Raw genomic sequence first — 14,645 nt, 5'->3', positions numbered from 1 at the left:
TAAAAAGCCCCGGATTAACCGGGGCTTTTTTATTACTTCTTCTTTTCTCGTTTTCGAATCCTGACTGAACCGTTTTGCTGGAAGTTACTGGAAAGGAAAACTTCCTGTGGAGTATCTCCATCATACACAACCATCAATGCCGTGTTCGGTGGAATCCTGCCCAGGTTTTCTGCAAACATGGCAATATCATGGAATTCCTTTGTAGAATCGAGCTTGATATATAGGGTAGTAGCTTTTGCGGAGATTATCTGTTTCTCGAGAATGGGTGAGCCATTCAGGAAAACGGAGATGCTATCGCCGTCAATATCACCATTGTCATAAAAGCTTACACGGATAGAATCAGACTGAACCGCCAGTTCATTGGTCACGATCGTCTGGCGCTGCTTGAAAAGGTTGGTAAGTGAGTTTACATTGAGTACAGGTGACTTAACGGTTGACCTGTTGAGTGTGCTATTAGTAACCGCTGTTTTGATCTCGGGACCATCCTGGTCATCAACCACGATCATATCTTCAACTGATGGTTGCCAGAGTTTTTTTGCAAGGCCTTCGTTGATAACCTCATCTTCCTCAACCAATGAATCCAGTGAGAAAAGAACACGCAGTTCAGGGCAGGTATATTTGTAACTTCCGTCCGACATGAACGAGCCTCTGACAAAACTACCGACCTTGGATACCCGAAGAGTTCCCTCGAAGCTCATGTTGCAGGTAACTCCGTCAATTGAGTTGGCTTTGTAAAAAGTAACAGGGATGTTTGGGATACTTACCTGCCTGGTTTTAGGATCATATGTCCCTTTTACGAAGAAGCTCTGGTAACCATTACGGAAATAATATCCGAAGATACCTTCCACCTTGTTCCCCTTTTGCTTAATCACCAGTTCAGTAAGATAGTTGTTGAATGTGCCATCGAGCACAACGTCGGCCTTTCCGTACCAGCTGCCGGCCGCAGTCTGGGCGTTGGATTTAAGGGAAAGGATCAATAAGGATATTAGAATTATACGATGCATGTCGGAAAATTAAGTAAAAAAAAGTTTGTTTTTCGTGATTTTACGATGCTATCCGGCCGACACAATAATTTATTTTAAATACCGTTTTATGTCCCGCTCAACCTCCCTGGTCTTGATGGTTTCCCGTTTATCGTGTACTTTTTTCCCTTTTCCAAGCCCGATCTCGATTTTAGCGATATTTTTCTCATTGAAAAATATCCTCAGCGGTACAATTGTATAACCTTTCTCTTTAATCTTTGATTCGAGCTTTTTCAATTCCTTTTTATGCAGCAATAATTTCCTTTCCTGGGTAGGTTCATGCCTGTGGGTCGTACCGTAAGCATACTCGGAAATATGCATGCTCTTTACGTACAATTCCCCCTTGTTGAAAGTACAATAACTGTCGTTAAAACTCACTTTGCCGTTGCGAATAGCCTTCACCTCCGTACCTACCAGAACCATGCCGGCGATGTAGGTCGTTTCAATATGATACTCATGAAAAGCTGCTCTGTTCCTTAATTCCACTGTATAAAAAAATAAGGAGGCAAATGTACCTCCTTATTGATTTAAATGATCCAAAGATTTAATTTTTGAATAATAACAGCAGTGTTCCCAGCCGCTCCTTCAGGTTTTTCCTGTTCACGATAAAGTCAAGGAAACCGTGTTCCAGCAGGAATTCGCTACGCTGGAATCCTTCGGGAAGATCCTTTTTAATGGTCTCCTTGATTACCCTTGGCCCGGCAAAACCGATCAGGGCGCCCGGCTCGGCAATGTTCAGGTCGCCCAGCATTCCGAAGGAGGCTGAGATCCCGCCGAACGACGGATCAGTAAGGAAGGAGATGTAAGGGATCCTGGCATCGGTCAGCTGCGATAATTTGCCGGAAACTTTTGCAAGTTGCATCAGCGAAAAGGCACTTTCCATCATCCTGGCACCGCCCGACTTACATACAATCATGAACGGCGTTCCATGTTCAATACAATAGTCAACCGCCCTCGATATCCTTTCTCCCATAACGCTTCCCAGCGAACCGCCAATGAATTCAAAGTCCATACAGGCGATCACCATCTCATGATCGTTAATCCTGCCTGCCGCCACCCGGATGGAATCGGAAATATCTGTCTTGCTCCAGATCTCATTCAGTCTTTTCTCATATGACTTGAGATCAGTAAAATGCAGGAAGTCCTTCGACCGGATATTCTCGAACATCAGTTCGGCTGAACCATTGTCGAACAGTATGTCAAAATATTCAGCACTGCCAATCCGGTGATGGTAGTTGCATTTGGGGCATACAAACAGCTGCTCCCTCAGTTCGTTCATTGTACAGATATAATTGCACTCCGGACATTTCGTCCACAGGCCTTCTGGTGTTTCCTTTTTTTCTGCGGTACTAGTCAGAATGCCCTTTTTGATACGCTTGAACCAGCTCGACTTTGTCTCCTCTGTCTGTCCCTCTTCTCCGGCCAGGTTAGCATCAAAATCTTCTTCGTGTTGTGCCATGCTCCGTTAGGTTTTGGCGGCTAAGATAAGAAACCTGAGTGAATCAGTTTACCTGCGGAATTGCTTATATGCGTTGATCAGGCCATTGGTTGAACTGTCGTGTGAACTTACCGGTTCATCACTTTCAAGTTCCGGCAGGATCCGGTTCGCAAGTTGTTTACCTAATTCCACACCCCATTGATCAAAACTGAAAATATTCCATATGATTCCCTGTACAAAGATCTTATGTTCATAGGCAGCTATCAGCTGCCCGAGTGTGAAAGGCGTGATCTCCTTTACCAGGATGGAGTTGGTGGGCCTGTTTCCGCTAAACATTTTGAACGGCACGAGTTTATCTGCCTTTTCACGGTCCATTCCGGCATCAAGCAATTCCTTCCTGGCTTCCTCCTCGCTTTTTCCGTTCATGAGTGCCTCGGTTTGCGCGAAGAAGTTGGACAACAGTTTGCGATGGTGGTCGCCGGTAGGATTATGACTTACCGCCGGTGCAATAAAGTCGCATGGAATGACTGGCGTTCCCTGGTGGATAAGCTGGTAAAATGCATGCTGGCCATTTGTTCCGGGTTCTCCCCAGATGATCGGACCCGTTGCATAATTTACGTTCTCACCATTCCTGTCAACCGACTTACCGTTACTTTCCATATTACCCTGCTGGAAATAGGCGGCAAAACGATGCATGTACTGGTCATAGGGGAGAATCGCTTCACTCTGTGTTCCGAAGAAATTAGTGTACCAGATACCGGTAATTGCCATTAAAACCGGGATATTCTGATCCGGCGCCGAACGCTGGAAATGATTGTCCATATCATGGGCTCCTTTCAGCAGCGACTCAAAATTGTCGTAACCTATAGTGAGCACAATTGACATACCTATGGCGCTCCAGAGCGAATAGCGTCCGCCAACCCAATCCCAGAAACCGAACATATTGTTTTTGTCGATCCCGAATTTCACAACTTCCTTTTCGTTTGTGGAAAGGGCAACGAAGTGTTTGGCCACATGCGATTCTTCTACCGCCGCCCCCAGGAACCAGGTTCGTGCGGTCAGGGCATTGGTCATGGTTTCCTGCGTGGTGAAGGTCTTGGAAGCTATGAGGAAGAGTGTCTGTTCCGGATCCACATGCTTCAAGGTTTCTGTTATATGTGTTCCGTCAACATTTGAAACGAAAAATGCCTGTATGCCTTCAATCCAATATGGCTTCAGTGCTTCCGTCACCATCAGCGGGCCAAGATCACTTCCGCCAATGCCAATATTTACTATATAACGGATAGGCTTACCTGTATATCCTTTCCAGTCGCCGCTGTGGATTTTTTCGGCAAATGATTTCATCCGGGCAAGGACCGCCCTTACCTCCGGCATTACATCCTTACCTTCTGTAATGACCGGTTGTGTACCGAAGTTGCGCAACGCGGTATGGAGTACCGCCCTGCCTTCGGTCCGGTTAATCAGTTCGCCACTGAACATGGCCTTAATGGCTTCCGGAAGCTCACATTGTGCGGCAAGGTCCAGCAGGAGCTGCCAGGTCTTTTCGGTAATGATGTTCTTTGAAAAATCGAATAGAATTTCGCCGTACGATCGGGAGAACTTTTCAAATCTTTTCGGATCTGCGGCAAATAATGCACGCATGTGCTGTTGCTTCACCTCGGTATCATAATGATGCTGAAGTGCCTGCCACGCCTTTGTCTGCGTGGGGTTAACGGTTGGTAACATGTATTTCAGTTTGCTTGCTTCCTGTAAAAATAACAATTACAGGTCATCTATAACCGAAACAAGATGAGACACCATCACTGCATGAACATCAATATGGGTCACCATCCGGATCTGGGTGGGAGAGATGGCAATGCAGTGAATATTATAATGTTTTAAAGTATCTGCCAGTGTGGTCGCAGTATACCTGCCAGTAACCTCGAAAATGAGGATATTCGTTTCCACGGGCATAATTGTACCAACAAAGTCTTTCTTACTTAAGGCTGTTGCTATTTGTTTGGCATGATCATGATCAGTCTGTAACCTGCAGATATGATGTTCCAAAGCATACAGACCCGCTGCAGCCATAAAGCCGGCCTGCCGCATCCCGCCCCCGAATACCTTTCTTACCCTGCGTGCCTTGCGGATAAAGTCGCCGGAACCGATCAGGATACTGCCGATCGGACATCCCATTCCTTTATTGAAGCAAACAGAAATGCTGTCGAAGGTTTCACCATACTGGCGGGGCGATTGCCCGGTCGCAACCAGCGCATTGAACAACCGTGCACCGTCGAGGTGGAGTTGCAATCCGTTCATTTTACAAACCTGGCTAATGCCCTGGATAGCTTCCCAGTTATAGCAGCTGCCACCACCCCGGTTACTGGTATTCTCCAGGCAAACCAGCGAGGTCCGGGCCTTATGTACATCGTCGGGGTTTATGGCGTCCGCCACCTGTTCTGCCATAATCCGGCCACGGTCGCCCCGCAAGGCCCGCACCTGCGCCCCGGAATTGAATGCTATTCCCCCGCCTTCATATATGTATACATGGGCCTGCTGTTCGCAGATTACCTCATCGCCAGGCTGGGTATGGACTTTAATGGCTATCTGGTTACTCATGGTACCCGTCGGACAAAATAAAGCCGCCTCTTTACCGAACATGGCAGCGGCTTCACCTTCCAGCCGGTTGACGGTCGGATCTTCCCCAAAAACATCATCGCCCACTTCTGCATGGGCGATGGCCTCCAGCATTTCCGGAGTTGGTTTCGTAAATGTGTCTGAACGGAGTTCTATTCGCATCTGGCAAAAGTAATCGCGAAAACGGAAAACCGGGTTAATTAACTCCCGGTGTCTCCGTCGAGGTCAATTGCATTGATCTCACATTTATTCAACAGGCGATTATAAATCCGGATTTCATCGATCTTCCCACTGAATGGAAACAGTGATGACTGCCACCAGCCACCAATGATAAGACTCGGATTTCCGCAGTCACGGACAGCTTTGTATGGCTGGGTTTTTTGTCCAACCAGCTGGCCATCTATATAAAACCGCTGATCCCCGTTTGCAAATGTTGCCAGCAGGTGATACCATTTGCTGGTAGTTACTTTCTGGGTAGATATTATCGAAATTGACGGGTTATAGTGCTGAAGACCTGTGCAGGGATAGGCCGGGTCGCCTATTGAGAATGCAAGTTCCTGCGTTCCGCCGAAAGGTTGTACCAGGTTGTAATGGAATGAAGACCCGTCAGTGAAATCGTGTAATGCCAGGATTGAGCGCTCAAGATCCCAGCTGTCTGAATAGATATGCACTGACAGGGTCATGGTGTCGCTCCGCAGTGGTTTACCGTTCTGAACGATCAGGTAGTCATTCAAACCATCAAATCCCGCCGAACGGTTTGCTTCATCCTTATAATCTGTGGTCAGAAATATTCCGTTCCGGCCAACCGCATCATTACCATGGCCGCTCTCATCTTTGAAATTCCCGTTGAAGGGGTAATAGGCAAGGAGTCCGCATGCCAGGTCCAGCACCGTATCCCGTACTGTTATGGTATCCCGTACAGTAAGGGTATCCCTCACGACAAGGGTATCGGTTACAACAACTTCTTTGACTACTTCTTTAACGCAGGAGGGGCTGATGAAACTGAGGATGACCAGTATCAGCAGTACGGCTAATTTTCTCATTAGTAAGGTTTAAGGGAGTTTGCGGGCAAAGATAACAGGCAAAACCAGAATTCAAAATTCAAAACGAAAAGCTCTACTATGCAAAAACTAAACATTTTTACTGAAAACATTTACCTGTTGTTTCTAAAACAGGTAAATGTTTATATATCATTGAAACATAAGCTATATAGACCAATTAACCTGATATAAAGACTAGCCTATTGTAAAAAATACATTTATAGGCTATTTATTTCCGAATCTTAATGTTAGTTGTCTCATTATCAGTCAAATCGAATATTTTTAATTTTAAACTTTCCATTTTGAAGGTCGTCCTGTTAATAATTCGTGTGCAATTATGCCGGCCTATTTCACCAGACCTATTAACTTATAAACGCCAATCCTATATATTTGCTTCCCCTCTAAAATCTGATCATTGTGCGTTTAAAGAGCTTAGAAATAAAAGGTTTCAAAAGTTTTGCCGATAAAACTGTCGTGCATTTCGACCAGAATATCACCGGTATTGTTGGTCCCAATGGCTGCGGTAAGAGCAATATCATCGACAGTATCCGTTGGGTTATCGGCGAACAGAAGATCAGCCAGCTTCGTTCAGAAAACCTGGAGAGCCTGGTTTTTAACGGCTCGCGCACAAGATCCGCATCGGGACTTGCAGAAGTGAGCCTGACGTTTGAGAATACGAAAAACCTGCTGCCTACCGAGTTCAATACCGTTACCATTACCCGCAAATTCTACAAGAGCGGGGAAAGCGAATACCGCCTGAACGATGTGAGCTGCCGCCTGAAAGACATCCAGAACCTGTTCATGGACACGGGTGTCAGCACAGACAGTTACAGTATCATTGAGCTGGGAATGGTCGATGACCTGATCAAAGACAAGGAAAACAGCCGCCGGCGGATGCTTGAGCAGGCCGCAGGGATCTCCATCTATAAAACCCGTAAGAAGGAAGCCAAGCAAAAACTGGATGCGACCGAACAGGACCTTGCGAGGATCGAAGACCTGCTGTTTGAGATCAACAACCAGTTGAAAGCCCTGGAAAACCAGGCAAAAAAGGCTGAAAAGTTTTACGAGATCAAAAAGGATTACCGTGAATTGTCCATAGAACTGGCAAAAGCCGCACTGGAAGGATTTAATGTCACTTACCGGGACCTGAATGAACAGACAACTACGGAAACGAACAAGAAAGTCGCGCTCGAAGCTTCCATTGCGCAGGAAGAAGCCGTGATCGAACAGGAAAAAGTAGGCTTCATCGAGAAAGAAAGGATGCTCCAGAGCATGCAGCACCAGTTCAATGACCTGTTGCAGGTACTGAGGTCAAAGGAAAACGATAAAAACCTCGCTTCCCAGAGACTTAACTTCCTGCAGGAAAAGGAAACCAGTCTGCAGGAATTCCTGAATAAGAGCGAAGGCCAGATGAAGGGACTGGAAGAAAGTATTGAGTTCACGTCCCGCCAGGTTACGGAAGAGGAAGGCAAACTCGAAACATTTGAACAACAGCTTGACGATTATAAAGCCGCGGTAGAAGAAAAGAGAAGCATTTTCGATGAACAGCGGCAGTCGATAGATGCGATCCGGAGTGAAAACCTCCAGATCCAGCGCAGCCAGTTCGAAGCGGAAAAAAAGGTGGCTGTAGCCGATACATCCATTCTCAACCTCCAGCGTACAATTGGCCAGATAGAAGAGGAGCGGGAGGCAAGAGGCAGCCAGCTCCGTCAGCTGGAAGAAGAAAAAACATTTAAGGAGCAGGAACTTGATTCGCGCCAGCGTGACCTGCAGCAATTACAGGAACACCATGAGCGTACAAAGGAGCAGATCCTTCAGACGCAGGGTGAACTGGAAGTGCTTCGTCAACAGCTGGCAGAAGAAGGCCGCCGGCTCGATGCACGTAAGAACGAATATGACCTGCTGAAGAGCCTTATCGACTCCATGGAGGGCTATCCGGAAAGCATCAAATTCCTGCACAACAATCCCAACTGGAATCACACTGCACCGATCCTGTCTGATATTATTTATGTAAAGGAGGAGTATCGTGCCGCTGTTGAAAACGTGCTGGAACCATATCTGAACTATTACGTGGTGAATAACCTGCGGGAAGGTCTGCAGGCTGTACACCTGCTTGATGATAACAAAAAGGGGAAGGCCAATTTCTTCCTCCTCGACAAGTTCGATGAATCGAATAGTTCGATCCATCAGCCAGAAGGCACCATTCCTGCCATGTCCGTAATAGAAGTTGAAGGACAGTTTCGCAGTCTTGCCGAACACCTGCTGGGCAATGTGTTCATAGCAGAAGATGAATCCGCACTGGACAACAGCAATGGCTCGGTGATCCTGGAAAAGTCCGGGAAATATGTAAAGGGGAAGTACTCACTTTCCGGCGGCAGTGTTGGCCTGTTTGAAGGGAAGAAGATCGGCCGGGCCAAGAACCTGGAAAAGCTGCACGAAGAAATTATTGCCCAGGAGGCCGTGGTGAATGAGCTGAAAGATAATATCCAGAATAAGCACAATGAAGTTATCGGTTTCAACGAGCAGTTAAAGGAGCAGGCGATCAAACAAGGCCAGCAGGATATCAATAACATCACGAACCAGCTGTTTGCCCTCCAGAACAAGATCGAGAACCTGCATGCACAGCAATCGACTAGCCGCAACAGGCTGGAGGATCTGCAACAACAGCTGGAATCTACTACAGCGGCAATCTCAGGAACCCGCAGCGACCTTAACGAATTGCTTAAGCTGATTGAAGAAACAAATGCAAAAATGCTGGAGGTGGAAGCCTCATACAAACAGGCAGAACAGGAATACAACAGCGCCAACGCCGTATATAACGAATTCAACCTGTCACTCACCCGCCAGCAAAGCCGGATCAACTCACTCAGGCAGGAACTTGTTTTCAAGAACAACCAGCTTGCGGACCTGAAAGTGCAGATTGAAACCAACCAGAGCCAGCTTAAGCAAACGATCGAAAGCATCAGTGAAAGTGCCGGACTGCTGGCCGAAGCTGAGAACGGGCTGGTTGACCTTCTCCGGAAAAAAGAAGAGGATGAAAAAGTCCTGAATGAAGCTGACCAGGCATATTATAACCTTCGTAACAAGCTTAATGAAAAGGAAAGTGAACTGCGTCATAAGGTGAAGGAGAAAGACCAGCTTGAACACCTGCTCACTGCCATCAAAGATCGCCTCAACGAACTGAAGCTGCAGCTTGCCGGAATGAAGGAAAGACTACAGGTCGAGTTCAGGATAAACCTCGATGATATCCTTGATCAGCCACGCACAACCGAAACGCCGGTTGAAGAGTTGCAGGAGAGGGCGGAGAGAATGAAGAAGCGGCTGGAGAACCTTGGCGAAGTGAACCCCACTGCGATCGAGGCCTTCACAGAAATGAAGAAACGTTACGAATTCATCCTCGAACAAAAGAATGACCTGGTAACGGCGAAGGACAGCCTGTTGCAGACAATTGCTGAAGTTGAAAGTACTGCCAACCAGAAATTCCTGGACACTTTCAACCAGGTGAAAGAAAACTTCATCCGCGTGTTCAAGGCGCTGTTTACGGAAGAAGATCAATGTGATCTCATTCTTGAGAACCCGGAGAATCTTGCTGAAACAGGAATCGATATCGTTGCCAAGCCGAAAGGGAAAAGACCTTCTTCCATCACGCAGCTGAGCGGAGGAGAAAAAACATTGACAGCAACTGCATTACTATTTGCCATATATTTGATCAAGCCGGCGCCATTCTGTATTTTGGATGAGGTTGATGCGCCGCTCGATGATGCAAACGTTGGTAAGTTCACCAACATGATCCGCAGGTTCAGTGAAGAAAGCCAGTTTATTATTGTCACACACAACAAAATGACAATGGGATCCGTTGATGCAATCTACGGTGTTACCATGCAGGAACCCGGTGTAAGTAAACTCGTTCCGGTAGATTTCAGGAATCTCAACTAATAGCGTAACCGTCCATTTTTATATTTGAAGCACTGCTGTCCGGCAGTGCTTTTTTTTGGTACAATTACCTGATACAAATACTATTGTATGAATAAGCCCGGCGGTTTATCTTGCTGCCAGAGGTTGCAATTCAGTTGTACAACTTAAAGAAACCGGTCGTCTGGGCGATCGGTTTTCTTTATTTTGTGCTGCCTTAATATTCTTTCCATGCGCACCATTTTCCTGTTACTGGTTTCCAATATTTTCATGACGATAGCCTGGTACGGCCATCTTAAACATAAGGGACTTTCTCTCTGGAAAGCGATCCTCATTGCGTGGGGGATTGCATTTTTTGAATATTGCCTGATGGTTCCTGCAAACAGGATCGGTTATACGAGCGGGTTTTCCGGGTTCCAGCTGAAGATGACCCAGGAAGTGATCACCCTTGTGGTATTTGCCGTTTTTGCAGTCGTTTACCTGAAAGAACCTCTCCGGTGGAACTATCTTGTGAGCTTTGCATTCCTGATGGGCGCAGTTTACTTTATGTTCCGCAAATGATCAGAGGTGCAGATAGAATGGTTTAAGCAACTGTACAAAATCCGGGCTGTAAACGCCATGTTCTTTAATGGTGATCTCCTGCATGTTTACCTGGTTTGAATTTACATCACCGGTACTGAAAATCATCATTACCCGGAAAGCGGAATGCCGCTCTGACTGCCGCACGTTGGTGAAATCACGGAGATGCATACCTGAAGCTGCACAAACTTCGATCGCCTGTTTCCCGCGGTGAGCGGGAAGAAGCAGGGCAAAGTAACCACCCGGCTTCAGCCAGCCGGCTGCCAGTCCAGCCAGGGTCTGCAGGTCGAGCGTGGTTTCATGTTTCGCTTTATTTTTCTGATCATCTGCCGACCTCAGGTCATTTTCATAGAAAGGCGGATTCGCAATTATGAGGTCGTAGCTGTGGTCCGGCTTGTATTGCCTGATGTCGGCATGATATGCTGACACGTTCTGTGCCCATGGACTGTTAATGAAATTGTCTGTTGCCTGGGCATACGCATCGGCGTCAATCTCTATTGCATCCACTGAAGACCGGAGCTCCTGCATAAGCATGAGACTTAACAGGCCGGTTCCTGTTCCGATATCAAGAAATTGTGCATGGAGTGGCAGGGCCGCCTTTAACTTGTCCGCTACCCAGGCACCGAACAGGCAGGCATCCGTACATACTTTTAGGCTTCCCTTTTCCTGGTGGACTATAAAATTTTTAAACTGGAAGTAGGTGTTCGGCACGTCGCAAAATTAATCCAACAGGCACTATAACCTGCTGATCCTTTCTTTCTTTTCAATCAGGTCATAATGGAGCGTGGCCTTGTTTGCCTGTTCAAATTTCACAATAGCCCTTTCCCAGAGTTGTTTGAGTGATGGCACCCCGGGTTCCTGCTGTAGTGCTGTAAGCATGGTTTTAAGATATAACAGGTCCAGCTGCACCTTTACCAGTGTTTCATCCGGTTGTTCATCATGACCGTCGGCATAGGCATGCAGCAGGGCAATGTCAAGATGTTCATCAATCACCGCCAGGGCTTCCTGCTCCTGCCTGTTGGTGATCTTCACCATTATTACCGCAAGTGCATTGATCAGGTCATTGATCCTTCCCATTAGGTTGTCTCTCCGGTACACGATTGAAGATTTGAAATTAAAAATTCAAAAACCGACATTCAGAGACCTTGGGTTTATTTCACCAGTCCGATTTTGCGGTCGGTGTCGTTTCCAGCGTAGCAAAATCACCCTGGAGATATTTATAGTATGCGGTTATGGCAATCATCGCCGCATTATCGGTGCAATATTCCATTGCAGGATAGTGTGTATTCCACCCGAACTTTTTCCCGTTTTCTGCAAGTGCATTCCTCAGGCCGGAATTTGCAGACACACCCCCGGCAAGACAAACTTCCGTGATCCCGGTTTCCTGTGCCGCCTTAACGAGCTTATTCATCAGGATGGTGACGATCCTGTTCTGGATAGAGGCACAAATGTCAGGCAGGTTCTTTTCAACAAAGTCGGGATCCTGTTGCTTTTTTTCCTGCAGGAAATACAGGATGGCCGTCTTTAAACCACTAAAGCTGAAATCGAGCCCGGGAATCTGCGGTTCGGGAAAACGGTATGCCGCGGGGTTGCCGGTAGCTGCATAACGATCGATCAGTGGTCCGCCCGGATATGGCAGCCCAAGTAACTTAGCTGTTTTATCAAAAGCTTCACCTGCCGCATCATCTATCGTTTCGCCAATGACTTTCATACTGTACGGTGACTCACAACGAACGATCTGCGTATGTCCGCCACTAACGGTCAGGCATAGAAAAGGAAAGGAGGGGACAGGTGATTCGATCAGGTTGGCCAGCACATGTGCCTGCATGTGGTGAACGGCAATAACCGGTTTATCTAATGCAAGGGCCATCGACCTCGCGAATTGTGCTCCTACAAGCAATGCACCTATCAGTCCGGGTGCCTGGGTAAAAGCGATCGCATCAATGTCCGAAGACTGGATTTTGGCATCAGCCATTGCCTGGTCAACGACCGGTACGATATTCTGAAGGTGCGCCCTGCTTGCCAGCTCAGGTACCACGCCTCCATACTGCTCGTGAACTTTCTGCGTAGCTATTACATTGGAAAGAATCTTTCCGTCCCGGCAGACCGAAGCTGCGGTTTCATCGCAAGAGCTTTCTACAGCAAGTACAACAGTTGTCAACGGGGTAGATTTAAGGTAAAAAATTATAACAGCGGAACTCCATTAATGTTCATTCCTGGAATCTACGGGAATTCTATTTGCTCCTGATCGCTGTAACCGGATCCATTTTAGCGGCTATACTGGCAGGAATGATACCAGCCAGCACACCCACTACGATACAGATGGATATAGCCAGGATCATGATGTTAAACGAAATGAAAATTGGGAATCCCATCAGCTTACTGATGATCAGCGTAAGAACGAATACCAGTAATAAGCCGATCAATCCACCCATAATGCATAAAAATGCCGACTCCATCAGGAACTCCATCAGGATCGTACTTCTTTTTGCTCCCAGTGCTTTCTTCAGACCGATCTGGCTGGTGCGTTCTCTTACAGTAACAAACATGATATTGGCCACCCCAAACATTCCCACTACGAGCGATAGCAGTGCAATAAAAAAACCACCCATATTGATACCCGCGAATATACCTGCTGCAAACTCCCCGAATGCATCAATATCGTTTAGTGAAAAATTGTCTTGTTGTGTTGGTTTCAGTTTACGGATTGATCGCATCGCACCCGTAGTTTCATCCCGCAACGCCGCCATCGGAACAGCTTCTTTTCCCTGCAGCATGATAACCGGATCGGAATAGTCGTCGCGAACCACTGTCTTCATAAAAGCATAGGGTAGTAATACGCAGTTATCGAATTCCCACCCACCGATCATGCTCGTTCCCTGTTTCTTGATCAGCCCGATTACGTTAACATATTTGTTGTAAATAACGATCTGTTTGCCGACAGCCCTTTCCGGCTTGCCGAACAGTTCTTCCGCAACCTTGTAACCTACAACCACATTATTGGTGGCGAAGTCAAAATCTGACTGTTGCAGGTAACGGCCATCAACCATTTCAATGGTCTGGATATTGGAAAAATCTTCGGTAATGCCGTACATCCGTACATTGTCGAGTTTCTCATCTTCAAATTCCACCTTGTCCATCCGTTGCAGCGCGAATGCAATATTTTGTGCCTCATGCACACTTTTCCGGAGCAGGGCAATTTCTTCAAATTTCGGACTTGGCCTGTTGATGAGTTTCCACCAGGGGATCTGTCCGCTGTAATCCCATTTGTCTATAAATATGGTGTTACTGCCAAGGGCTTTAATATCTTTCTGCACGTTTGCTTCCAGGCTGTTGACAGTCGCCATCACCCCGATAATGCAAAAAATACCAAACGTAACACCCAGCAGGGAAAGGAAGGTTCTCAGCTTGTTCGATCTGAATTCACCAAGGGCCATTTTTAATCCGGTCAGTAGAATTTCCAGGGTTCTGCGCATGTACCAAAAATACTATTTACTAATTCAATTTTTTACCAAAAAAAGGACTTAAATTGAGATTACACAATCCTACCCCACGAACCTGCGGAACCAATTTTATCATTTAAATTAATTTCCCATGGTTACAACAGAGATCACACAGTTAACCGGAGAGTGTTCAAACTGGAGAAACACCCTCCGTGATCAGAGGAGCAACCTCACTTCCCTCAAAGAAAAACTCCAGCAACTTTCGTCCAACCTCCAGGACAAAAACGCACTTCAGGACCTGGAACATCTTCAAAACCAGTTTTACATTCAACTCATCAACATCCACGATCTCAAGCATGCCATCAAAGAGCATGAACAGATAGCTGCATGGGAACTGGCTAAGAACGGACAGGTTACAGATGCTACCTGGTCAGCCCACGAAGAATTGCATGACAATCACGAACAGTTACAATCCACACTCCATCACGTGCAGCAGGAATTCCGGCAATTCGTAGCTAAGCTTCAGTAAGCTTCTTCCCGGCCAGGTTACCATATGGTGACAAGTAACAAGTTTGTACATCATTAAACGATTCAA

Annotated in this window: 13 protein-coding genes; 3 read left to right on the top strand and 10 right to left on the bottom strand. The window is 46.7% G+C overall.

The features are described 5' to 3' along the window. Positions 1-32 precede the first annotated feature (32 nt). The 6 genes from OI18_RS15075 to OI18_RS15050 form a co-directional block, all read right to left on the bottom strand. A complete protein-coding gene (locus OI18_RS15075) occupies positions 33-1,004 on the bottom strand; it encodes a hypothetical protein (RefSeq protein ID WP_152616840.1) in 972 nt (323 codons plus the stop codon). Between the two features lie 69 nt (positions 1,005-1,073). Further along, the gene (gene smpB / locus OI18_RS15070; RefSeq protein WP_039141219.1) at positions 1,074-1,508 is read right to left on the bottom strand and encodes an SsrA-binding protein SmpB; all 435 of its coding nucleotides are present in this window, start codon (positions 1,506-1,508) and stop codon (positions 1,074-1,076) included. Positions 1,509-1,566: 58 nt separating this feature from the next. Beyond that, positions 1,567-2,481 (bottom strand): acetyl-CoA carboxylase, carboxyltransferase subunit beta, encoded by a 915-nt coding sequence (accD, locus tag OI18_RS15065; protein WP_082037991.1) that lies wholly within the window; start codon positions 2,479-2,481, stop codon positions 1,567-1,569. Positions 2,482-2,529: 48 nt separating this feature from the next. After that, entirely contained in the window at positions 2,530-4,185 is a 1,656-nt protein-coding gene (pgi, locus tag OI18_RS15060; protein WP_039141314.1) for a glucose-6-phosphate isomerase, read from the bottom strand. Positions 4,186-4,221: 36 nt separating this feature from the next. Further along, the gene (locus OI18_RS15055; RefSeq protein WP_039141217.1) at positions 4,222-5,238 is read right to left on the bottom strand and encodes a threonine aldolase family protein; all 1,017 of its coding nucleotides are present in this window, start codon (positions 5,236-5,238) and stop codon (positions 4,222-4,224) included. Positions 5,239-5,276: 38 nt separating this feature from the next. Continuing rightward, on the bottom strand, positions 5,277-6,119 hold the full coding sequence (locus OI18_RS15050; protein ID WP_039141215.1) for a LamG domain-containing protein: 843 nt from the start codon (positions 6,117-6,119) through the stop codon (positions 5,277-5,279). Between the two features lie 414 nt (positions 6,120-6,533). Between OI18_RS15050 and smc the strand changes: the two genes are divergently transcribed. Together smc and OI18_RS15040 are read left to right on the top strand one after the other, a co-directional pair. Further along, the gene (smc, locus tag OI18_RS15045; protein WP_039141211.1) at positions 6,534-10,052 is read left to right on the top strand and encodes a chromosome segregation protein SMC; all 3,519 of its coding nucleotides are present in this window, start codon (positions 6,534-6,536) and stop codon (positions 10,050-10,052) included. Between the two features lie 207 nt (positions 10,053-10,259). Next, positions 10,260-10,589 carry a DMT family protein gene (locus OI18_RS15040; protein WP_039141208.1) on the top strand — a complete coding sequence of 110 codons (330 nt, stop codon included), beginning with the start codon at positions 10,260-10,262 and terminating at the stop codon, positions 10,587-10,589. On the opposite strand, the gene OI18_RS15035 is transcribed toward OI18_RS15040, so the two are convergent. The 4 genes from OI18_RS15035 to OI18_RS15020 all read right to left on the bottom strand — a co-directional run bounded on the left by OI18_RS15035 (position 10,590) and on the right by OI18_RS15020 (position 14,083). Further along, complete coding sequence (locus OI18_RS15035; protein WP_039141206.1) at positions 10,590-11,318, bottom strand: tRNA1(Val) (adenine(37)-N6)-methyltransferase; 729 nt, start codon at positions 11,316-11,318, stop codon at positions 10,590-10,592. Positions 11,319-11,342: 24 nt separating this feature from the next. Beyond that, positions 11,343-11,705 (bottom strand): hypothetical protein, encoded by a 363-nt coding sequence (locus tag OI18_RS15030; RefSeq protein ID WP_152616839.1) that lies wholly within the window; start codon positions 11,703-11,705, stop codon positions 11,343-11,345. A 58-nt stretch (positions 11,706-11,763) separates the two neighbouring features. After that, entirely contained in the window at positions 11,764-12,768 is a 1,005-nt protein-coding gene (tsaD, locus tag OI18_RS15025) for a tRNA (adenosine(37)-N6)-threonylcarbamoyltransferase complex transferase subunit TsaD (RefSeq protein WP_039141202.1), read from the bottom strand. Positions 12,769-12,841: 73 nt separating this feature from the next. Next, complete coding sequence (locus OI18_RS15020) at positions 12,842-14,083, bottom strand: ABC transporter permease (RefSeq protein WP_039141201.1); 1,242 nt, start codon at positions 14,081-14,083, stop codon at positions 12,842-12,844. 118 nt (positions 14,084-14,201) lie between these two features. On the opposite strand from OI18_RS15020, the gene OI18_RS15015 reads away from it, so the two are divergent. Then, positions 14,202-14,579, top strand: a complete 378-nt coding sequence (locus OI18_RS15015) for a hypothetical protein (protein WP_039141199.1) — start codon at positions 14,202-14,204, stop codon at positions 14,577-14,579. The last annotated feature ends 66 nt before the right edge of the window (positions 14,580-14,645 follow it).

The organism is Flavihumibacter solisilvae, assembly GCF_000814475.1.
Classification (GTDB): domain Bacteria; phylum Bacteroidota; class Bacteroidia; order Chitinophagales; family Chitinophagaceae; genus Flavihumibacter; species Flavihumibacter solisilvae.
This window is presented reverse-complemented; position numbering and strand designations above follow the sequence as displayed.